Below are 21,733 nucleotides of genomic sequence, written 5' to 3' on the forward strand. Positions count from 1 at the left end.
TTATGAAGAAAATCTGTACACTAATAGCCTTATGTTTTTTGTTGTTATCTAATGCACAAAATGATTTTAGTGATCGTTGGGAAGATTTTTTTTCATACAATAATGTAAGAGACTTTGTTATTAATGGTGAAAATGTCTTTGCATTAACAGATAATGCGGTTTTTTCATACAATATAACTTCAGAAGAATTAAAGAAATTGTCTTCTGTCAATGGTTTATCTGGAGAAACGACTTCAGCAATTCATTATAATGAAGCTTTTGATAGAATTGTTATCGGATATGACACTGGTTTAATAGAGGTAATTAGTGATGATGGTACAGTTACGGTTTCTCCTGATATCGTAAATTTTAATCAATCTGGTTTAAAACGAATTAATGATATTTTTGAGCATAACGGCCAATTATTTATAGCAACTTCATTTGCAATAGTTGTATATGATATTGAACGATTAGAATTTGGAGATACTTATTTTATTGGTTCTGGATCAACCAGTATAAATGTAAATCAAATTACAGTTTTAAATAATGAAATTTACGCAGCTACAGATAATGGAATATTTGTTGCAGATATTACAAACCCTAACTTAATCGATGCTGCAAATTGGGAACAAAGATTCACAGGGAGCTTCCAAAAAATCACATCTTTTTCAGGAAATATTTATGCAGTGTCTAATCGTAATTTGGTTAGGTTAAACGGGGTAACACAACAAAACGTACTTTCTTTTCCTGAAAACATTAACGATATAAAAAGTTCTGCTACAAATTTAGTAGTATCACTATCTAGTTCAGCTAATGTTTATAACACTTCTCTAGTTTTACAAGGAACGAATACAAGTTCAACTACGTTTAATTTTTCATTAAATACAGCTTTCGTTAACGGTGATTCAATATTATTAGGAACCTCAGAATTTGGTTTATTAATGGCTCCTTTAGCTACACGATCTTATACAGAGATTCATCCAGATGGACCATTATCTAATCAAGTTTTTTCTATTGAAGCTTTTAATAATAATCTTTGGGTATTGTATGGAGGATACGATGTAACATTTACACCTTCTCAGGTACGTCAAGGTTATTCAAGATTCAACGGTGAAACATGGTTAAATACACCTTTCAATCCAGCTAATCCGTTTGGAGATTTAGTAAGTATTACTATAGATAAAAATAGTGATAATAGAGTTTTTATAAGTTCTTTTGGAGATACTGGAGCTGTAAATACGCCATTAACTGGTGGCTTATTTGAAGTTGTGGATGATAACATTTCAAATTTTTATAATCATTTAAATAGCCCTTTAGAAGATATTGTTCCAACAAATCCTTCTCGAGTTACTATCCGTATTGGTGGAACAGCGCTAGATAGAGAAGGAAACTTATGGGTGACGAATATTTTAGGTTCATCAAGATTGAAGAAGTTATCACCTGCTGGAAATTGGACAAGTTTTAATATTAATGAGTTATATGTTCAAAATAGGCCTGGTATGGGAGAGATAGCAATCGACAATACAAATACAATTTGGATTACTACCAGAAGTAATGGTTTGTTTGCATACAACGAAAATGGAGATAGAAAGAGAGCATTAACAACAGAACCTACAAAAGGAAATTTACCAAATAGAAATACCAGAACAGTAGCGATTGATAAAAATAATAGATTGTGGATTGGAACTTTGTCTGGTTTAGTGGTGTATAATAATCCAGCTTCTATTTTTGATGCAAATGTTTTCGATGCAGAGCCAATTATTATTTTAGATGATGGTATTGCTAAAAAATTATTGGGAGATCAAACCATAAATGCTATAAAAGTTGATGGAGCTAATAATAAATGGTTTGGAACAGATAATGGAGGTGTTTTATATACAAACCCAAATGGTCAAAATACTTTAGCGAATTTTAATAAAGATAACTCACCACTACCTTCAAATAAAATTTTAAAAATTACTGTAGATGAGTTTACAGGAAAAGTATTTTTTGCGACAGACAAAGGTATAGTCGCTTATAACAGTAATGTTGCTCCTTTTGGTGATGAGTTAAGTGAGGTATATGCATATCCGAATCCTGTTTTAAGTAATAACGATCAAGTTACTATAGCTGGTAGAAATGGGACTAATATTCCTAAAGGAACCAATGTAAAAATATTAGATGCTTCTGGAAATTTAGTGTATGAAACAAATGTTGTTGAAGGTCAGCAAGTACAAGGAGGAAAAGTAGTTTGGAATAAAAGAAATTTAGCAGGGCAAAAAGTTGCTTCTGGAATTTATATTGTATTATTAACTACTGAAGAAGGAGAGGAATCTGCTACAACCAAAATTGCAATTGTAAACTAATGGCAGTAGTTTCTACAAAAGCAATTGTTTTTAGTGCTATAAAATACGGAGACTCTAGCTTAATTGTAAAATGTTTTACTGAAGAAGATGGAGTTAAAACTTATATGATAAGAGGTGTTTTAAAGTCAAAAAAAGGAAAACTAAAAGCTGCATATTTTCAACCGTTAACTTTACTGCAATTAACTGCAAGTCATAATAATAAAGGGAATTTAAACTCTATTAAAGAAGCGCAGGTTTTACCAATGTATGAAACGATATATATGTCGGTTGTTAAGCAAACTATAGTGCTATTTATATCAGAAATCTTATCTAATATTATTCAGGAAGAAGAGAAAAACGAAATGCTGTATAACTACATTGAAACAGCCTTGATTTGGTTAGATACTCATGATTCAATTTCTAATTTTCATTTGTTGTTTTTACTTAATTTATCACGTTTTTTAGGATTTTATCCAGATACTACTCATACAGAAAGTTTAGGGTTTAATTTATTGGAAGGAAGTTTCACAAATTCACTTTATGAGAAAACAACAATAACGGGTAACGATTTTATTTTATTTAAAAAGCTGTTAGGCATAAATTTTGATGCAATTCATACAATTTCATTTAATAAAAAAGAAAGACAGAGCGTGCTAAAGCTAATAATTCGATATTTTGAGTTACATTTGGAAGGTTTTAAAAAACCAAAATCTTTAGACGTTTTAGAATCAGTGTTTAGTTAACTCATGAAGTGGATATTTTTACTTTTTTTATGTGTTTCTACTACTTTATTTTCTCAGGAAGTTACTGTATACGATACAGAAACAGGTAAAGTTATAGAAGCGGTAGCAGTTTTTAATAAAGACAAGAGTAAATCTGGTGTAACAGATGAAAATGGTAAAGTAGACCTCACACTTTTTTCAAACGAAATGATTTACTTTTCTCATGTTTCTTATGCAGAATTTTCAAGTAAAAAATCAATTATACTTCTTAATAACAAAGAAGTTTTTCTTTCTAAAGAGTCTGAACAACTCGATGAGGTTGTAGTTTCTGTATTTAAGAATAAAGCAAAGACGAAAAGAATTGCAGAGCAAATAGAAGTAATTAAAGCCAGAGAAATACAAAAAATTGTAGCTCAAAGTTCAGCTGATGTATTAGCAAATGTACCAGGAATTCGAGTTCAGAGATCTCAATTTGGAGGAGGTAGTCCTGTTTTGAGAGGGATGGAAAGTAATCGTGTGCTTTTAGTTGTTGATGGTGTTCGAATGAATAATGCAATTTATAGAAAAGGGCACTTGCAGAATTCAATTACTGTCGCGCCAAGTATGTTAGATAGAACTGAGATTGTTTTTGGCCCAACTTCAGTTACTTATGGTTCAGATGCTTTAGGAGGTGTTATCCATTATTATACTAAAACGCCAAAATTATCTAAGAATAAAGAAGTTAAAAGTAACTTTTTCTCACGTTTTTCTACTGTTAATAACGAAATTACAAATCAGGCTTCTGTAGAGTTACGATTTCCAAAATGGGGAAGTTTTACAAGTGTATCACATAGTGATTTTGGTGATTTAAAAATGGGAGAGAATAGATCACATGGATTTGAAAATTGGGGTAAAATTAATTACTTTTCAGAAAATGTTGGAAACAATTTTAAATTAACACCAACATTAAACTCAGATCCAAATCTTCAAAGAAATACAGGTTACAATCAAACTGATATTCTACAAAAATTTTATGTGCCGCTTTCTAAAAGTACAGATCTTAAAATAAATATTCAGTATTCTACATCTTCTGATGTTCCTCGATTTGACAGACTAACAGAGCTTAAAGATGAAACAGATCCATCTACTTTAAAGTTTGCAGAATGGTATTATGGACCACAAGATCGATTATTAATATCTCCTCAATTAGAAATTAATCCAAAGAAAAAATGGATGAAAAGAGGAGTTTTTACTTTAGCTTATCAGAATATTAAAGAAAGTAGAATTCAAAGAAAATTTGGTAGTTTACAAAGATCATACAGAGAAGAAGATGTTGATATTTTTAGTTTGAATGGAGATTTTTCAGTTCCATTAGCTAAGTATAGAAATTTAGGATATGGATTTGAAGTTGCTTACAACGATGTGAATTCAAATTCTTTTGGAAAAGAGCTTAGTGTAGTTAATAATGAAATTGTAGGGTTTAATGGCGATTTTGCCGTGCAATCTCGTTACGCAGATGGAGGAAGCAGTTATTTAAGCTCAGCATTATATGTAGATTACAGACAAGATATATCTAAAAACTCAACATTAAATTCTGGTATTCGTTTAACAAATACTCAACTTAGAGCTAAATGGATTGATGATACTTTTATTACTCTACCAGATAGTGATATTAGTTTAAGTAATACCGCAGTAACGTTTAGTGTGGGTTATGTACATAAACCTACTAAAAATTGGAAATTAAATGCTGTAATTTCTTCTGGATTTAGATCTCCTAATATCGATGACGTTGGAAAGGTAAGAGAAAAAGGAGGAAACGTAACTGTGCCAAATGTGAATTTAAGGCCAGAACATGCCTACAGTGGTGAAATAGGATTAGAAAAGTATTTTAATGATAGAAAATTTAAGATTGGAGCTAATGTGTATTATACTTTATTAGCAAATTATATTTACAGAGAAGACTTTATTTTAAATGGTCAGTCTACAATTAGATTCGATGGTGTAGATGGTAACAATATTGTAGCAAATGTAAATAGAGATAATGCTTATGTAACTGGTTTTACAGTAAATTATCAGGGGAAGCTTTTCAAAAATTGGACAACTACTGGTTCTATCACTTATACAAAAGGAAAAACTTTTGATACAGATCAACCAATGTCTTCAATTCCACCATTATTTGGAAATTTTGATGTGAATTATGTTACAAAAAAAGTAGAAGCTGGAGTTAATTTCCGTTTCAATGCTAAAAAAGATATTACAGATTTTAATATTGACGAAGGAATAGATAATCATGAGCAAACTCCAATTGTAGATATAAATGCAACAGAGGAAACGGAAAAATATTTTGGTTCTCCAAGCTGGAATACATTAAGTGCTTTTGCTAGATATAATTTAAGTAATAATTTCAGTTTACAAGCAAGAGTAGATAATATTTTCGATGAACATTATCGCGAATTTGCATCTGGAGTTTCCGCACCTGGAAGAAACCTTTCAGTGAGTTTATTTGCTAATTTTTAATACTAATTATGATCAACATATTTAAAATAGTAAGTTTTTTAGAGGGGATTTCGTATATCCTTTTACTATTTATAGCTTCTCCTATAAAGTATATTTATGACAATGAAACCTATGTAAAAATGTTAGGAATGCCACATGGAATTCTATTTATAGGGTATATAGCATTGGCAGTTTTACTGAAGGTTGAATTTAAATGGGCTAACAAAGAGTTTGTAAAAGTTTGTTTGTTAGCAATAATTCCTTTCGGAACTTTTTTTGTTGGAAAGTATTTGACTAAAAAAGAAGATTAATCGGGTAAATAACCATATTCAATTAAATCTTTTTTTTGAGAGATTCTTCTTAAGTTTCCGTTATCTAATAATTGTATTTCACTAGATATTTCTATAATACTAGAGTAATCATGATCTGTAACAATGATACCTTTATTTTTAGAGTTTTCTTGAATTAATTCTTTAATGAAGTCTCTATTGATAGGAGATACTCCTTTAAAAGGCTCATCCAGTAAAACGAATTTCGAATTAGAATTAAAAACCATAAAAACTTCAATGATTTTTTGTTCTCCTCCAGATAAGTTTCCAGCTTTAGTGGCTAATAACTTTTTTAAAAAAGTATTTTCTTCTGCTTTTTTGATTCCTCTTTTACCAGCGAAAATATGTAGTAATGTTTTTATTGTATATTCTTTTGGAAGCATGGTTTCTTGTGGTAAATAGCTTATGTACTTAGTGATCTCTTTTGAAGATTTAAGGATGCAGTCATTTACTTTTAAAAATTTAAAATTAGCTTTCACGGTACCAAAAATTATCTTTAATAAAGTTGATTTTCCAGAACCGTTTCTTCCAAGTAAACCTATGATATCACCTGTTTTACATTCTAAAAAAACATTATTAAGTATCTGATGATTACCAAAAGTTTTGATCGTGCTATCTAAATGAAGTTTGTCCATATTAAATTTAAGATTAATACAAGAAAACCAGCAATATTGTAGAAAACCAAAGAGTTGATTTATCAATTCCTTGATTAAGATAAAAATAATACTCATTTTTTGATTTTACTTCATATATAGAAATGATTAAAAACACTGATTAACAGATGACTAATTCCAAAGTGCAATCCTGAAAAACTAAATAGAAAAGCAATAGGGAAACTAATTTTTATAATTTTCCACTGAAATAAAAATATTGACCTGCTAAAGGTGAATTTCATTGAATGTTATTAATCAAACAGACTAATTCCGAAAAGGAAACGATTTTCTTTAACTCCATTAAAGTTAGATTGTACAAAATCAAATCGTAAAAAACGCCATTTTCCCCATCCGATATTGTTTAAACCAATAGAGTACTCAGAATAAGGTTTTCTACCACCAGAAAAGTATCCTTTAGCTCCTACTACAGTATGGAAATTTAGTTTGTTAATCAAAGGAATTTTATTTAGTAAAAAGCCTTTAAAGTTATGTTGTATATGCATTTCAGCATAACTATCATTAGTGCTAAAATCATAATAAGGCATGATAAAAAAGCTACTTAAACGATCAGAAGGAGTTAAATCTATTTCGTTTGCTAAAGGATGATAGAAATCCATAAAAGGAATATTTTTCTGTTCTAAAAACATTCCAGCTCTAAGACTGTAATCGAAATCACCAATATTGCCTAAAGAAATATATTGTTCTAACCTTGAGAAAAGTAAATCAGAATGGAATTCAGAATTTTCTGATCCAAACGTCTTTCTATATCCTAAAGTTAATGTTGGAAACGTATTGCTTCTTACTGTAAATCGAGAATCTGGGTAACTAATATATTTACTTCCAAAGTTTATAGTTGTTGCTATTTGTGCTTTAATAATACGATGCTTTGTAAACGAAACAGTATTAGAAGTCGGATCGATAGGATTATTTGTTTCAAAAGTTCTATCTCTTTTAAAGAAAGAATAATCTGAAGTATTTACTACGGGTCTTCTATCAGCAAATTCGGCACTCGAAAAGAATTGAACTCCAGGGTATAATTCCTTAGAAAAGGCTACGGAAGCAAATGATTTTGAAAAAAACTTAGCAAAGTTTTCTTTAAACATTAAAGAATAAAAACCATTGTTTAAACTGCTGATAGGATCTCTTTCGTCAAACTGACTTAATTTATTTCCTGCAGAAATAGAAAGTCGAGGCTTATCTATGTTGTTCCATTTTTTATAAAAGCTAACAACAGGACGGAATTTTTTATCTGAAAATCCATAATTTAAAGATCCGCTTAATCTCCATATATTACCTTTATCATTTATCCTTTTATAATATGAAACTTCTGGATTAAAGTTAAATCCTTGTACTGTATTAAAACGAATATTATCAATAAATCCATTATAACTTAAAGACCATTTATCGTAACTATTACGATATGTATATCCTAATACAGGAGAAAGCAATGTGATTTTATTGCTTTTTGTATCCATTGAATCTAAATATTTTTTAGAATTACGAACAACTTTAATACTGTCTTTTACAAGGTAATCTTTTTGCTCTTCTTTGGTTAGTGGAACACTTCTTAATTCATTCCAATAAACTGAATCTTTCTTAGTGGCATTATTTTCAAAAGATAAAATTTCTTTACTGAAAGTTTCAGTGTTAAATTCTGGAGAAAAATTATAATTCGAATAAGAAGCAGAAAAGCGTCCGTCAATATTAAAACCTAAAAAACCAACTTTAAAATCTATAGTTTGTAAAATTAAAGCCCAAATTCCAGAATTAGATTCATAGTTATAGTTTTGTTTAATATGTAAAATATCTATTGCAGGATTGTTAATTTGTGCTCCAGTAATAGTTAAATCAGCTCCATAAACAGCCCAGTCATCTTCTACAATATAAATGTGTCCACCAAAAACACGATCATTTTTTCTTTTAGGAATGATTTTAATTTTATTAATTAACTTTCCATTTTCATCATAAAAAGTACCTACTAATTTAAATTTATAGTAGCTAAAAGTATAGTTAGAAATAGGAGAGAAAATATCTGTGTCGGCGACAGGAACTAAATTTTTATATAGATTGAAATTTACATCGGCAGCTCTGTTGAAAGAGATTCCATTGTCTTGGCCACTTACTTTAGATGCGACAATAACTTCTTTAAAGTTTTTAGGTTTTTTCTGGTACCAAATTTTCGAAATTGTTTCAGAAAGATAAATTATTCCACTACGTGTAGAATCTAATCCACCACCTAAATCACCAATTTCTTGACCTAATATTTTTTTAGGAGCATTTTTAATTTTAAACAATCCTCTAGAGTAAAAATCTGCTTTATACTTTCCAGATTTATTAGTATTTTTTTCTTTACTAGCAATAACATTTCTTATAATAGTATTTGCAGGATTCTCCGTAGAAGAAACAGTTACTTCTTCTAGTAACTCTTCTTCTTCGGCCATTTTAATGTTTAATTCAAAAGGAAATTGATTAATAGTAATCTCTTTCTTTACTGTTTTAAAACCTAAGAATTGAAATACAACTGTTTGCTTTCCTTTTTTAGAAGTTGATAATTCGTAAAAACCATTATCATTAGTTGTTGTGCCTTTTAGGGAATTTTCTAAATAAATACTTACAAAGGGTAAAGGTTCGTTGTTTTTGTTTATTACTTTACCTTTAATTTGAGCCGAGCTAATTAAAGAAGTTAAAAGAAAAAGAATAAAAGTAAAGTTTTTCATAATCAATAGTTTGGTTTTTCAAGGGCAAACATAATTGAATTATTTATGAAATATTATTTACGAAATGTTAAAGAATGTTTTTACTGTAAAATGAGTACAACAGTAATATAAATAATTAACTATTGTACTCAATTATACAAGGGACTATTAATACAACTATTTACTGCTAGCTTTTTATAATAACGAAATATCGTTAACTATTAATTGAATTCTTTAGAAGTACATACAAATAACATTTTTCTGTTATTGTGTGTATAATTATTTTAAGTTAAAAAAAGAACTTAAAAGAATAAGAGAACTTCATGGAGCGAAATAAAGGTTTCATAATAGGGGATATTAAGCTTTAAAGTTAAAACTAAGATTGTATAATTCAAATATAAAAATAAAATACTAAAAATCAATGATTTATATTTAGTTTTTTTTGTTGTCTTCTTTCTTCTTTTTTTTCTTTTTACCAAATAAACCACCTAAGACATCTTTTACAGCATTTACTGTATTATCCTTTTTATTATCGGTAGCAGAAGCTTTATTGTTTTTATTTCCTAATAAACCACCTACAGCTTTATCTAATAGTTTGTTTTTTTGTTTTTGAACCAATTGAGTAGTTAAGTTGCTAACAGCAGATTTTAAATCAGTTTTTACTGATGGGTTAGAAAAGCTTCCAGAGAAGTTAGCTGTAACAGGAACTTTCACGTTTTGATCTTTACTGTCTAGTTTACCAAGTAAATTACTAACTTCACTTCCTAAGTATTTTGCAGGAACATTAAAGGTAGCGTTATAATCCATTAATTGATCAAAACCATGGCTACCTCCAACTTGAATGTCAATATCTTTATACTTTAGGTTGAAAGGTTTTACATTCACTTTTCCATTATCAAAAGATAAATTAGTTTTAATGTCTTTTAAATTCAGTTGTTTTAAATCTACGAATCCTAAGTTTTGATCTAATAAGCTTAAAGCTTTGGAGTTTTTAGGTTCTACATTTGTTGCTAATACTTCCGCTAAAGCTTTACCAGTCATAGAAGTTAAATTAGGTGTAAAATCATCATTAAGATTTCCAGATAAATTTAAATTGGTGTTTAATTTCCCTTGTAAAACATCGGCAATTGGGGAAAGCATTTTAAATAGTTCAATGTTTTTAAATGATTCACTGATGTTAAAAGACTTAATTCCCATATCCATATCAAATACAGGCTGTTCTTTTTGAGTATTTACAGCTCCGTTTAAGGCTATAGTTCCACCAAACATATTTCCATTTACATTTTGTAATGTAGCTTTTTCATCTTTTATAATTAACTTTCCTTGAACATTAGAAAGTTTTAAATTATCGTAATGAACTTCTTTTGCAGAAGCGTTTACAACACAATCTAAAAATGCTGGAATTTTAAGTTTTTCTTTAGGTTGTCCTTCTTTGCTTTCAGGAGTTTTTTCTTTAGGAATTTCACTGGTTTCGGTTTCAGCAACCATAAAATCACTAACCTTAAAAGAGTTAGAGTTTAAGTTAAAGTTTCCTTGTAAATTTTTATCTGAAAGTAAAAAACCTAGTAAATTATTAATTGTACCAGTAGCATTTAAATCACTTGTACCTGTAACGGCATTAAATTTTGTTAATGATATTTTTTTTGGAGCAAAATCTACTTTTGCTGCATTAATTTGTATTGGATTAGCAACTTGTTCTCCGCTAAATAAAAAGTCTTTAATTTCTAAATTACCACTGTTTTTTATGCGTTGGTATTTATTATTTTGAACAGCATCAATATCAAAGCTAGAAGTTAAATTTGCTGTTATAATTCCGCTTAAGTCGTTTTTAAGCTCTAAAGGATATACTTTATCAATATGACTTAAATCAATTTTTCCATTAACAGTAGAGTTGATATAAGGATTTTTAGTCAAATTACTAATTTTAGCATTTCCACTGAACTCATTTTCGTCAATTTTAAAGGCTAACTTTTGAAGATTAACATAAGTATCATCTACATTTCCAGTAGTATTTTTAATTTGAGTATTAATACGAATGTTTTTTACGCTTTTTGGTAAACTAGGATATTTGAATGAAGCGTTGTTAGAGGCAATGGTTACATCTATTTTTGGGATAGTTGTTTCTGTAACTTTTCCGTCTACTTTACCAACAATACTAAAATCACCAGTAGTTTTTACATCAGAAATATTCTTAGCATATTCTTCTGGAATTAAAGCTAAAAAGTTTTTAAAGTCAGAAGATGGAGTTTTAAAATTCACATGAACTTCTTGGCTGTTATCTTTATTTAATTGAACAAATCCATCAAAAATTAAAGGAAGTTGGTTAATATGTGCTTCGTTTTTTAAAAATGAATATTTTCCGCTTTCTAAGTCTAGAGCTAAAACTGCATTCAGATCTAAATGTTGATTTTTAACTAATGCTTTACCATCTTTTTCAAAAAGGATGTTAGTTGTTGTTTTTGTATCAAGCTCTGTTGTTTTTTGAGAAAAATCCCCACTTCCAGAATGGTTGAAATCAGATAAAACTACATCCATTTTTCCTTTGTCGTCGTGGTATCTTAAAGTAGCATTAGTAATTGCATATTCTTTTAATGATAAACTAAAGTTACTGCTTTCTCCGGTAGCTTCTTCAGTTTTTTCTTCTACTGCTTTAGATGCGTCTTTTTTTGCAATGTCATAATTTGCATTTCCTTGTTCATCAATATGGATTTTTACTAAAGAATTATCAATAGTGAACGAGTTTATATTTAACTGACTGTTAGAGGATTTAAAAACCTCAGTAAGTTTAAGTTTAATTTTTACAGATTCGCTGTAAAGCAATGTGTCACCTTCAAAAGGCTTAAAATTGGTAACCAAAACATCTTTTAATTCTACAGAAGCTTTAGGGAAGTTTTTAAGTAAACTCAAATTAGCATCCGCGAATTCAACTTTAGCATTTACGTTATTGTTAATTGTTTCTTTTATAAGAGCAACAATTTTATCTTGAAACATGAAAGGAATTGCCGCTAGCGCAACAATGACTACTACTAATGTTATGGCTATAATTTTGACAATTTTTTTCATGATACTTATTTTTTATGACAACGATTTATATTGGGGTTTATTGGATTTACATTTAGTAAATAAATAACAAAGTTAAAAGTTATGAGTAATTTTGTAGTTAATAAAAAGTTTAATTTTTGAAAAAAACTGCAGAATATTCTCAATTCATAAAAAATGAAGCTAAAAGACTGGGCTTCATGTCTTGTGGTATTGCGAAGGCAGATTTTTTAGAGGAAGAAGCTTCGCGATTAGAAACTTGGTTAAAAAATGGTTTTCATGGAGAAATGCATTACATGGAAAATCATTTCGATAAACGTTTAGATCCTAGGCTTTTGGTAGAAGGAGCGAAATCAGTAATTTCACTGTCTTATAATTATTTTCCAGAGGAAGTTCAGAATTCTGATTCCTATAAATTGGCAAAATATGCTTATGGGGAAGATTATCATCATGTTATTAAAAATAAACTTTTTGAATTATTAGAATCTTTACGAGACGAAATAGGGGAGGTTAATGGTCGCTGTTTCGTTGATTCTGCTCCTGTAATGGAACGTTCTTGGGCGGAAAAAGCAGGTTTAGGTTGGAATGGAAAACATACTTTATTAATTCAAAAACAACAAGGATCTTTTTTCTTTTTAGCAGAGTTAATTATTGATTTAGAATTGGCGTATGATCACCCTTTCGAAACAGATCATTGCGGAAAATGTACACGATGTATAGATGCTTGTCCGACGGAAGCAATATTGCCAAATAATCAAATAGATGGTAGTAAATGTATTTCTTACTTAACCATTGAGTTGCGTGATAATATTCCGAGTCAGTTTAAAGAAAATATGGAAGATTGGATGTTTGGTTGTGATGTTTGTCAAGATGTTTGTCCGTGGAATCGTTTTTCAAAACCTCATAACGAACCATTATTCAATCCAAAAGAAAATTTATTAGGATTAAAAAAAAGAGATTGGGAAGAGTTAACACAAGAAACATTTAGCAAGGTTTTTAAAAAATCGGCAGTTAAGAGGGCTAAATTTAAAGGTTTAACAAGTACAATTGATTTTATTAAAAAAACTACACCTTAAAAAGATTTATTTAAGGTGTAGTTCACACAAATCAACAATCAACTCATTTCATATTCTGTAACAAAAAACCAGTTGAGCCCTTTTTTAAATATATTTTCTCTTTTTGCTATAGCGTTTTTTTTCTTTTGTTTAGCAACTTCTTCTTCAAATAAATCAAGAACAAATTCATCATAACTTTTGCCTATTTCTTCATTTAAATATGCATTAAAGTATAGTTCGCTTGCCTTTTCTCCTTTTAATTTTTCTATTTCTACTAGTGTTTTATAAATAGGTTCTATTTTTTTGATAACACTATTTGGAACAGCTTTTCTTCTACCGGTATAACCTGTAATTTCATTTTTATCATTTCTGTCTATAATGAAATCTGTGATTACCCAATAGTATTTTCCAGATTTAGTTCTATTTTTTACAATAGCGTGAAAGTTTTTTCCATCTTTTAAAGCTTTCCATAAAATTTTAAAAGCAACTTTAGGCATATCTGGATGTCGTATAATGTTATGAGGTTCACCAATAAGTTCTACTTTACTGTATTCTGAAGCTTCACTAAATACATCATTTACATATAGTATGGTTCCGAATGCATCGGTTTTACTAACAATAGTTTTTTCTTTGTTCCATTGTATTTCTTCATCAACTATTTGTTGAGTCGGGGGGATGTGATTCATAGTATTAGTATTTAAGTTTAATCACAAAAATCTTAAGATAAACGATGTTAAAGAATGATATTTGTCATGTTTCTTTTATAATAATTCATTTTAACTATTTTAGAAGAAATTAATTTGAATCTGAATTTACAGATATGCACAAGAAATATATAGCAGCTTTCGATCAAGGTACTACAAGTACAAGAACTATAATTTTTAATACTGATGGAGAAATTGTTGGTATTGCTCAAAAAGAATTAACACAACATTATCCAGAATCTGGCTGGGTAGAACATAATCCGATTGATATTTATAACGATCAATTAGAAACATTTAAAGAGGCGGTAAGAAAGGCAGATATAAAACCTACAGAACTTGTTGCGGTTGGAATTACAAACCAAAGAGAAACAACTGTGGTTTGGGATAAAGAAACAGGAGAGCCTGTTTATAATGCAATTGTTTGGTTAGATAAAAGAACTAAAGCGATTTGCGAAGAATTAAAAACCAAAGGTCTTTCATCTTATATTCAAGAAAATACGGGATTGATTATCGATTCTTATTTTTCAGGAACAAAACTGAAATGGATCTTAGATAATGTAGAAGGTGTAAGAGAGAAAGCAGATCAAGGTAAATTATGTTTTGGTACGATCGATAGTTGGTTGATCTATAAGTTTACCAACGGTGAAAAACACTTAACAGACCATACCAATGCATCTCGAACAATGTTGTATAATATCAAGGATTTGTCTTGGGATGAAACTATTTTAAATGCTTTAGATATTCCGAAATCATTATTACCAAGTGTTCAGCAGTCTTCTTCTGATTTTGGTTGTATTAATTTTGAAGGTGAACAAATTCCTATTTATGGAGTTGCTGGAGATCAACAAGCTTCATTATTTGGTCAAGGTGGATTTAAATCTGGTATTGCAAAAAACACCTATGGAACCGGTTGTTTTATTCTGTTAAATATCGGAAGAAAACAAGTTGTTTCTAATAATGGACTATTAACGACTCTAACTTGTACTTTAGAAAATGAACCTACGAAATATGCTTTAGAAGGAAGTGTATTTGTTGGTGGCGCTTCTATTCAGTGGTTAAGAGATCGTATGAAAATTATAGATAAAGCTTCCGATACAGAAGCGATTTGTAATAGTATTCCATCGTTAAAAGGTATCTATGTGGTTCCTGCGTTTGCTGGACTTGGAGCTCCGTATTGGGATCAAGAAGCGAAAGGAAGTATTTATGGAATGACCTTAGATACTGGTAGAGATGAAATTATAAAAGCAACTGTTGAATCTTTAGCTTATCAAACGAAAGATGTAATTAATGCAATGATTACCGATAGTAGTAAAGAAATGATTACGCTAAAAGTTGATGGTGGAGCAAGTGCGAATAATTATTTAATGCAATTTCAATCTGATATTTTAAATGTTGAAGTAGATCGACCAAAAATGATTGAAGTTACTGCTTTTGGAGCTGCTTTATTAGCTGGAATTAAATCTGGGGTTTGGACATTAAATGATGTCGATACTATACGAAAAATTGATACGGTTTTTCAAACAAAAATGACTCCGAAAGCCAGAAAAAAGAAATACAAAGGATGGCTTAAAGCAATTGAAAAAACACAAACAAAAGGGAAAAATAAAAAGCAAAAACCAATTCGATTTTCAGTTTTAGATAGAGAACGACAGCTAAAAAAAATGAAATCCACAGTTTTTGATTTAATCATTATTGGTGGAGGAGTCACTGGAGCTGGAATCGCTTTAGATGCTTCATCCAGAGGTATGAAAGTGTGTTTGATTGAAAAGAATGATTTTGCTTCAGGTACAAGTAATAAATCAACAAAACTGATTCATGGCGGTTTACGTTATTTAAAACAGCTAGAAATTGGTTTAGTTAGAGAATCGGGTACAGAACGTGCTATTGTGCATCAATTAGCTCCGCATTTAGTAATTCCAGAGAAAATGTTATTGCCTTTAATTGAAGGTGGAACTTATGGTAAAATGATGACCGCAATCGGATTAAAAGTTTACGATTTATTAGCAAATGTAGATGGTGACGATCGCAGAAGAATGTTAGATAAAAAACAGACTTTAGAAAAAGAACCGCTTTTAGATGAAAGTATCACTTTAGGAAGTGGTTATTATGCAGAATATAGAACAGATGATGCTAGATTAACAGTGGAAATCTTAAAGAAAGCAACAGAATTCGGAGCCACAATTGTGAATTATTGTGAAATGGAATCGTTTGTTTACAATAGTGAATCAAAGATTGAAAGTTTAAACTGTATAGACCACAATACCGGGAAAACATTAAATATTAAAGCAAATAATTATGTGTCTGCTGCTGGTCCTTGGGTAGATACATTGCGTAGAAAAGATAATTCACTAAACAATAAACACCTGCATTTAACAAAAGGTGTGCATATTGTTTTTCCGTTAGAGAAATTACCAATTAAACAATCTATTTATTTTGATGTTCCAGACGGAAGAATGGTTTTTGCAATTCCTAGAGGTCGTTGCACATATGTAGGAACAACTGATACAAATTATGCTGGTGATTTAGATAGAGTAGTAGCGACTAAAAAAGATGCAGAATATTTGTTGAGCGCTGTGAATAATATGTTTCCAGAAATTCATTTAACAATAGATGATATAGAATCAAATTGGGCAGGATTACGTCCTTTAATTCATGAAGAGGAAAAAGATCCGTCAGATTTATCAAGAAAGGATGAGATTTTTGTTTCAGATACAGGTTTAATTTCTATCGCTGGAGGAAAATTAACGGGGTATCGAAAAATGGCACATCGAGTAATTGATGCTGTTTTAAAAACCATGAGTGAAAAACGTAGAAGATCAGTTAAAAAATCAGAAACAGAACATATTTCATTAGTAAACCCTTCAATGTCATCTTCGGAAGAAGTTCAGGCTTACGAAAAAGAATTGGAAACGAATTTGGCGAACTTAGGAATAGATGATGAAGATTATGCTTGGTATTTGGCTACAAATTTTGGAAAGAATGCAAGTAAGATTTTAGAACGTTTTTCTTTTTATTTATCAGGAACAATCGAAGAGCGTTTCATTCGAGCAGAACTTTGGTATTGTATTCATTTTGAAATGGTAAACGGATTAGCAGATTTCTTTGTGAGAAGAACAGGAAGATTATATTTTGATATTCACAGCATCTTTAAATACAAAGATTTAGTCTTAAAAGATTGTGTCAAAACATTAGATTGGGATCGTAAACGAATTGAGCACGAAAAGCAAATTTTACAAATGCTTTTAGACGATGCAACAACGTATTATGAAACAGAATTTAATTCATAAAGAATGTATTTAAAATGAAATACCCGATTACTAAAAGAGTAGGTTTACTTTTAGGCCCTGTTTTCTTTTTGATTATTAGTGTTTTACCTTTTGAACTGGTTTCTGATAATGGTGATAAAGTTATTAGTGTAGCACTTTGGATGATTACATGGTGGATCACAGAAGCAGTTTCAATTTCAGTAACGGCATTACTTCCTTTGCTTTTATTTCCTTTGCTGAAAGTTATGCCGATGAATGAAGTTGGTTCCAATTACGGGAGTCCGATTATATTTTTATTCTTCGGAGGATTTGTAATGGCCTTAGCTTTAGAGAAAGTGAATTTGCATAAACGTATTGCATTAACCATTATTAAATTAACAGGAACAACACCCAAAAAAGTAGTGTTAGGTTTTATGATTGCTACAGGATTGTTAAGTATGTGGATTAGCAATACAGCTAGTACAGTGGTGATGCTACCAATAGCTTTGTCTGTAATTCAATTGTTAATTGATGATGAAGATGGTTTTACAAAAGATGATAAGAACTTTGCAGTTTCAGTAATGTTAGGAATTGCTTTTTCAGCAAATGCTGGAGGAATAGCAACAATTATAGGTACACCACCTAATTCTGTTTTAATAGGATTTTTAGAAAATGAATACAATATTGAAATCTCTTTTTTAGAGTGGATGACTATCGGTCTTCCATTTTCTCTAATAATGATTTCAGTTGTGTATTTGGTGTTGGTAGAGTTTATGTATCCAAATAAAAATTTGAAATTTAAGGCTTCTCAAGAAGTAATTCATGCAGAATTAAAAAAGCTCGGAAAAATATCAAAACGTGAGAAATTTGTTTTGTTAGTTTTTGTTTGCGCTATATTTTTATGGATTTTCAGAGCTTTAATTAATAAAGTCTTTCCGGAATTAAAGCTTACAGATACGATGATTAGCGTATTTGCTGCATTGGCAATTTTTGCGGTTCCATTCAATTTTAAAAAAGGAGATTTTATATTAAACTGGAAAGATACAGAGAAGCTTTCTTGGGGGATTTTAATATTATTTGGAGGAGGTTTGGCGCTAGCCAAAGGAATGTCAAGTAGCGGTATTGTAGATATGGTTTCTAATACAATTGCATCATATAATTTAGGAGTGTTTTTAACAGGTGTTATTTTAATATTTCTTATGTTATTTATGACAGAGCTTATGAGTAATGTAGCGTTAATAGCTGTATTAGCACCAGTAGTTGCGGGTATCGCTTTAGGTTTAAATATTCCAATTATTAATTTGTTAATTCCTGTTACCATAGCAAGTAGTTGTGCTTTTATGTTACCAATGGCAACTCCGCCAAATGCAATTGTCTTTGCGAGTGGTTACGTTACAGTAAAAGATATGATGAAAACAGGGTTGATTTTAAATTGCTTAGCGGTATTATTACTAGTAATAATCTTTAAATATATTATACCAATTTTACTTTAATTGATATTTTTTCAATCAAACCATAAAAGTTATAACAAAACAACTATATTTATTTTTTAAATAATCAACTAAAAGAGTTTATGAGTCAATCACGTAAAAGACGAGAAGCACTATTGTATCATGCTAAACCTAAGCCAGGTAAAATATCAGTGGTGCCAACGAAGAAGTATGCAACTCAACACGACTTATCATTAGCGTATTCTCCTGGTGTAGCAGAACCATGTTTAGAAATTGAAAAAAACAAAGAAAACGTATATAAATATACTGCTAAAGGAAATTTGGTAGCAGTAATATCTAACGGAACAGCCGTTTTAGGATTAGGAGACATTGGTCCTGAAGCATCAAAACCTGTAATGGAAGGTAAGGGGCTGTTATTTAAGATTTTTGCAGATATTGATGTTTTTGATATTGAAGTAGATGCAACAGATGTAGATAAATTTATAGAAACAGTTAAAGCTATTGCTCCTACTTTTGGAGGAATAAATCTTGAAGATATCAAAGCTCCAGAGGCTTTTGAAATAGAGAGAAGATTAAAAGAGGAATTAGATATTCCCGTAATGCACGATGATCAACACGGAACAGCTATTATTTCTGCTGCAGCTTTAAAAAATGCATTAGAAATTAATGGTAAAAATATTTCAGAGGTTAAAATTGTGGTAAACGGAGCTGGGGCAGCTGCGATTTCTTGTACACGTTTGTATTTAGCGTTAGGAGCCAAGCGTGAAAATGTAGTAATGTGTGATAGTAAAGGAGTAATCCGAAAAGATAGAGATAACCTTACTTCTCAAAAAGAAGAATTTGCTACAGAAAGAGATTTAAATACTTTAGAAGAAGCAATGAATAACGCAGATGTGTTTATTGGTTTGTCTAAAGGAAATGTGGTGAGTCCAGAAATGTTATTATCTATGGCGAAAAATCCTATTGTATTTGCTATGGCTAATCCAGAGCCAGAAATTGATTATGATTTAGCTGTGGATACAAGAGATGATATTATTATGGCTACTGGTAGATCAGATCATCCTAATCAAGTTAACAATGTACTTGGTTTTCCATTTATATTTCGAGGAGCTTTAGATGTTAGAGCAACAAAGATTAATGAAGAAATGAAAATGGCTGCTGTACATGCGTTAGCAGATTTAGCAAAGAAATCTGTACCTGAGCAAGTAAACATTGTTTATGATGAAGTTAGTCTTTCTTATGGTAAAGATTATATTATTCCAAAGCCTTTTGATCCAAGATTAATTTATGAAATTCCACCAGCAATTGCTAAAGCAGCTATAGAAAGTGGAGTTGCTCAAGAGCCAATTCAAGATTGGGAAAAGTATAGATACGAGTTGATGGATCGTTCTGGTTCTGGTAGCAAAGAAGTTCGTATACTACACAATAGAGCTAGAACAAATCCTAAACGAATTGTGTTTGCAGAAGCAGATCATTTAGATGTGTTAAAGGCAGCACAAAGAGTTTATGATGAAAAGTTAGGGCACCCTATTCTTTTAGGAAACAAGGAGATAATTTTAGAGTTAAAAGAAGAATTAGGTTTTGACGCTAATGTGCCAATTATAGATCCTAAAACTACTGAAGAAGTAGAAAGAACTAAACGTTTTGGTAAATTGTTTTGGGAAAAACGTCAACGCAAAGGAATGACTTTGTTAGAAGCAGAAAAGTGGATGCGTCAACGTAATTATTTTGCTTCTATGATGGTGAATGAAGGAGAAGCAGATGCATTAATAACAGGATACTCTAGGCCTTACTCTTCGGTAGTAAAACCAATTTTAGAATTAATAGACCGAGATAAGGGAGTACAAAAAATAGCAGCAACAAATTTATTGTTAACTAAGCAAGGACCTATGTTTTTAGCAGATACAACAATAAATATAAATCCATCAGCAAAAGAGCTAGCAAAGATAACACACTATACAAGTATTTTAGCTAGGATGTTTGGTATGCAGCCAAAGGTGGCGATGTTAGGTTTTTCTAATTTTGGTTCAACCAAGTCAGAAACATCAACAAAAATTAGAGAAGCAGTTGCTTACATGCATGAAAATTACCCCGATTTAATTGTTGATGGAGAATTACAAGCTGATTTTGCATTAAATGCAGAAATGTTATCTAAGGAATTCTCATTTTCTAAATTAAATGGTCAAAAAGTTAATGTTTTAATCTTTCCTAATTTAGAGTCAGCTAATATTACATATAAATTAATGAAAGAAGTTAATGGAGTAGAATCTATTGGGCCGATTTTATTAGGTTTAAGTAAGCCAGTTCACGTCATACAACTAGGAGCAAGTGTAGATGAAATGGTAAATATGGCAGCAGTAGCAATAGTTGATGCACAAGAGCGTGAGAAGGGAAGATTAAGTAATTTTTAAACAGTAAAGTATCGGTTTTACAATAGTAAAAAATTTACTACTTTAGGCGTCTGTTAAAAGAGAACAATGATTACACAAATAAAAGGAAGGTTAGTTGAAAAAAATCCTACACATGTAGTTGTTGATTGTAATGGATTGGGGTATTTACTCCATATTTCATTAAATACATTCTCTGCTCTCCCCAAAGATGAAAATGTATTGTTGTATACACATTTATCTATCCGTGAAGACGCGCATACACTTTACGGATTTATAAATAAAGTTGAACGAGAAGTGTTTAAATTACTGATTTCTGTGTCTGGTGTTGGCCCTAGTATTGCTAGGACAATGTTGTCTTCAATGACAGCAGAGGAAGTACAACAAGCCATAGCTTCAGAAAACGTAAATGTAATCCAATCAGTAAAAGGTATAGGGGCAAAAACAGCTCAACGTGTTATAATCGATTTGAAACAAAAAATATTGAAGACCTTTAATATTGATGAAGTTTCAGTGGTTCAAAACAATACAAACAAAGAAGAAGCGTTATCTGCATTAGAGGTTTTAGGTTTTACACGTAAACAAGCAGGTAAAGTTATAAACGATATTTTAAAAGAATTGCCATCAGCAAGTGTAGAAGAGCTGATAAAAAAGGCACTAAAAAATTTGTAAAA

The 21,733-nt window shown here is 30.4% G+C and carries 13 protein-coding genes; 9 read left to right on the top strand and 4 right to left on the bottom strand.

The genetic code is table 11. From position 1 onward, the window contains the following. The first annotated feature begins 2 nt into the window (after window positions 1–2). Genes porZ through ACSIGC_RS12010 form a run of 4 tightly spaced genes read left to right on the top strand, consistent with a single transcriptional unit; the run spans window position 3 to window position 5,811 of the window. Window positions 3–2,324, top strand: coding sequence for a type IX secretion system anionic LPS delivery protein PorZ (gene porZ / locus ACSIGC_RS11995; protein ID WP_442265056.1), 2,322 nt, complete (start codon window positions 3–5; stop codon window positions 2,322–2,324). Next, complete coding sequence (gene recO, locus ACSIGC_RS12000) at window positions 2,324–3,046, top strand: DNA repair protein RecO (protein WP_442265057.1); 723 nt, start codon at window positions 2,324–2,326, stop codon at window positions 3,044–3,046. The genes porZ and recO overlap by 1 nt, the downstream gene beginning before the upstream one ends. 3 nt (window positions 3,047–3,049) lie before the next feature. Further along, the gene (locus tag ACSIGC_RS12005) at window positions 3,050–5,521 is read left to right on the top strand and encodes a TonB-dependent receptor (protein WP_442265058.1); all 2,472 of its coding nucleotides are present in this window, start codon (window positions 3,050–3,052) and stop codon (window positions 5,519–5,521) included. Window positions 5,522–5,529: 8 nt separating this feature from the next. Beyond that, window positions 5,530–5,811, top strand: coding sequence for a DUF3817 domain-containing protein (locus ACSIGC_RS12010; protein ID WP_442265059.1), 282 nt, complete (start codon window positions 5,530–5,532; stop codon window positions 5,809–5,811). Here ACSIGC_RS12010 and ACSIGC_RS12015 read toward each other — a convergent pair. From ACSIGC_RS12015 to ACSIGC_RS12025, 3 genes are all read right to left on the bottom strand, one after another. Further along, entirely contained in the window at window positions 5,808–6,560 is a 753-nt protein-coding gene (locus ACSIGC_RS12015; protein ID WP_442265060.1) for an ATP-binding cassette domain-containing protein, read from the bottom strand. The two genes, ACSIGC_RS12010 and ACSIGC_RS12015, sit on opposite strands and share 4 nt — an antisense overlap. A gap of 173 nt (window positions 6,561–6,733) precedes the next feature. Then, a complete protein-coding gene (locus ACSIGC_RS12020; protein WP_442265061.1) occupies window positions 6,734–9,199 on the bottom strand; it encodes a DUF5686 and carboxypeptidase regulatory-like domain-containing protein in 2,466 nt (821 codons plus the stop codon). A 411-nt stretch (window positions 9,200–9,610) separates the two neighbouring features. Beyond that, entirely contained in the window at window positions 9,611–12,241 is a 2,631-nt protein-coding gene (locus ACSIGC_RS12025) for an AsmA family protein (RefSeq protein WP_442265062.1), read from the bottom strand. A gap of 116 nt (window positions 12,242–12,357) precedes the next feature. Between ACSIGC_RS12025 and queG the strand changes: the two genes are divergently transcribed. Next, a complete protein-coding gene (gene queG / locus ACSIGC_RS12030; RefSeq protein ID WP_442265063.1) occupies window positions 12,358–13,293 on the top strand; it encodes a tRNA epoxyqueuosine(34) reductase QueG in 936 nt (311 codons plus the stop codon). Between the two features lie 38 nt (window positions 13,294–13,331). Here the strand turns inward: queG and ACSIGC_RS12035 are convergent, their stop codons facing one another. Then, on the bottom strand, window positions 13,332–13,958 hold the full coding sequence (locus ACSIGC_RS12035; protein ID WP_442265064.1) for a PAS domain-containing protein: 627 nt from the start codon (window positions 13,956–13,958) through the stop codon (window positions 13,332–13,334). A 134-nt stretch (window positions 13,959–14,092) separates the two neighbouring features. Between ACSIGC_RS12035 and glpK the strand changes: the two genes are divergently transcribed. The 4 genes from glpK to ruvA all read left to right on the top strand — a co-directional run bounded on the left by glpK (window position 14,093) and on the right by ruvA (window position 21,731). After that, on the top strand, window positions 14,093–17,263 hold the full coding sequence (gene glpK / locus ACSIGC_RS12040) for a glycerol kinase GlpK (protein WP_442265065.1): 3,171 nt from the start codon (window positions 14,093–14,095) through the stop codon (window positions 17,261–17,263). 14 nt (window positions 17,264–17,277) lie between these two features. Then, entirely contained in the window at window positions 17,278–18,714 is a 1,437-nt protein-coding gene (locus ACSIGC_RS12045; RefSeq protein WP_442265066.1) for an SLC13 family permease, read from the top strand. Window positions 18,715–18,794: 80 nt separating this feature from the next. Then, window positions 18,795–21,083 (top strand): NADP-dependent malic enzyme, encoded by a 2,289-nt coding sequence (locus tag ACSIGC_RS12050; protein WP_442265067.1) that lies wholly within the window; start codon window positions 18,795–18,797, stop codon window positions 21,081–21,083. A 66-nt stretch (window positions 21,084–21,149) separates the two neighbouring features. Next, on the top strand, window positions 21,150–21,731 hold the full coding sequence (ruvA, locus tag ACSIGC_RS12055; protein ID WP_442265068.1) for a Holliday junction branch migration protein RuvA: 582 nt from the start codon (window positions 21,150–21,152) through the stop codon (window positions 21,729–21,731). Window positions 21,732–21,733 lie beyond the last annotated feature (2 nt).

The sequence above is a fragment of the Tenacibaculum aquaeponti genome, from assembly GCF_052084715.1.
Classification (GTDB): Bacteria; Bacteroidota; Bacteroidia; order Flavobacteriales; family Flavobacteriaceae; genus Polaribacter.

Bases quoted from the DNA above. Each gene is read 5' to 3' on its own strand.
- ACSIGC_RS12020 (WP_442265061.1), bottom strand. From the start codon at position 9,199: ATGAAAAACTTTACTTTTATTCTTTTTCTTTTAACTTCTTTAATTAGC.
- porZ (WP_442265056.1), top strand. From the start codon at position 3: ATGAAGAAAATCTGTACACTAATAGCCTTATGTTTTTTGTTGTTATCT.
- ACSIGC_RS12050 (WP_442265067.1), top strand. From the start codon at position 18,795: ATGAGTCAATCACGTAAAAGACGAGAAGCACTATTGTATCATGCTAAA.
- recO (WP_442265057.1), top strand. From the start codon at position 2,324: ATGGCAGTAGTTTCTACAAAAGCAATTGTTTTTAGTGCTATAAAATAC.
- ACSIGC_RS12045 (WP_442265066.1), top strand. From the start codon at position 17,278: ATGAAATACCCGATTACTAAAAGAGTAGGTTTACTTTTAGGCCCTGTT.
- ACSIGC_RS12015 (WP_442265060.1), bottom strand. From the start codon at position 6,560: ATGAGTATTATTTTTATCTTAATCAAGGAATTGATAAATCAACTCTTT.
- ACSIGC_RS12005 (WP_442265058.1), top strand. From the start codon at position 3,050: ATGAAGTGGATATTTTTACTTTTTTTATGTGTTTCTACTACTTTATTT.
- glpK (WP_442265065.1), top strand. From the start codon at position 14,093: ATGCACAAGAAATATATAGCAGCTTTCGATCAAGGTACTACAAGTACA.
- ACSIGC_RS12025 (WP_442265062.1), bottom strand. From the start codon at position 12,241: ATGAAAAAAATTGTCAAAATTATAGCCATAACATTAGTAGTAGTCATT.
- ACSIGC_RS12035 (WP_442265064.1), bottom strand. From the start codon at position 13,958: ATGAATCACATCCCCCCGACTCAACAAATAGTTGATGAAGAAATACAA.
- ACSIGC_RS12010 (WP_442265059.1), top strand. From the start codon at position 5,530: ATGATCAACATATTTAAAATAGTAAGTTTTTTAGAGGGGATTTCGTAT.
- ruvA (WP_442265068.1), top strand. From the start codon at position 21,150: ATGATTACACAAATAAAAGGAAGGTTAGTTGAAAAAAATCCTACACAT.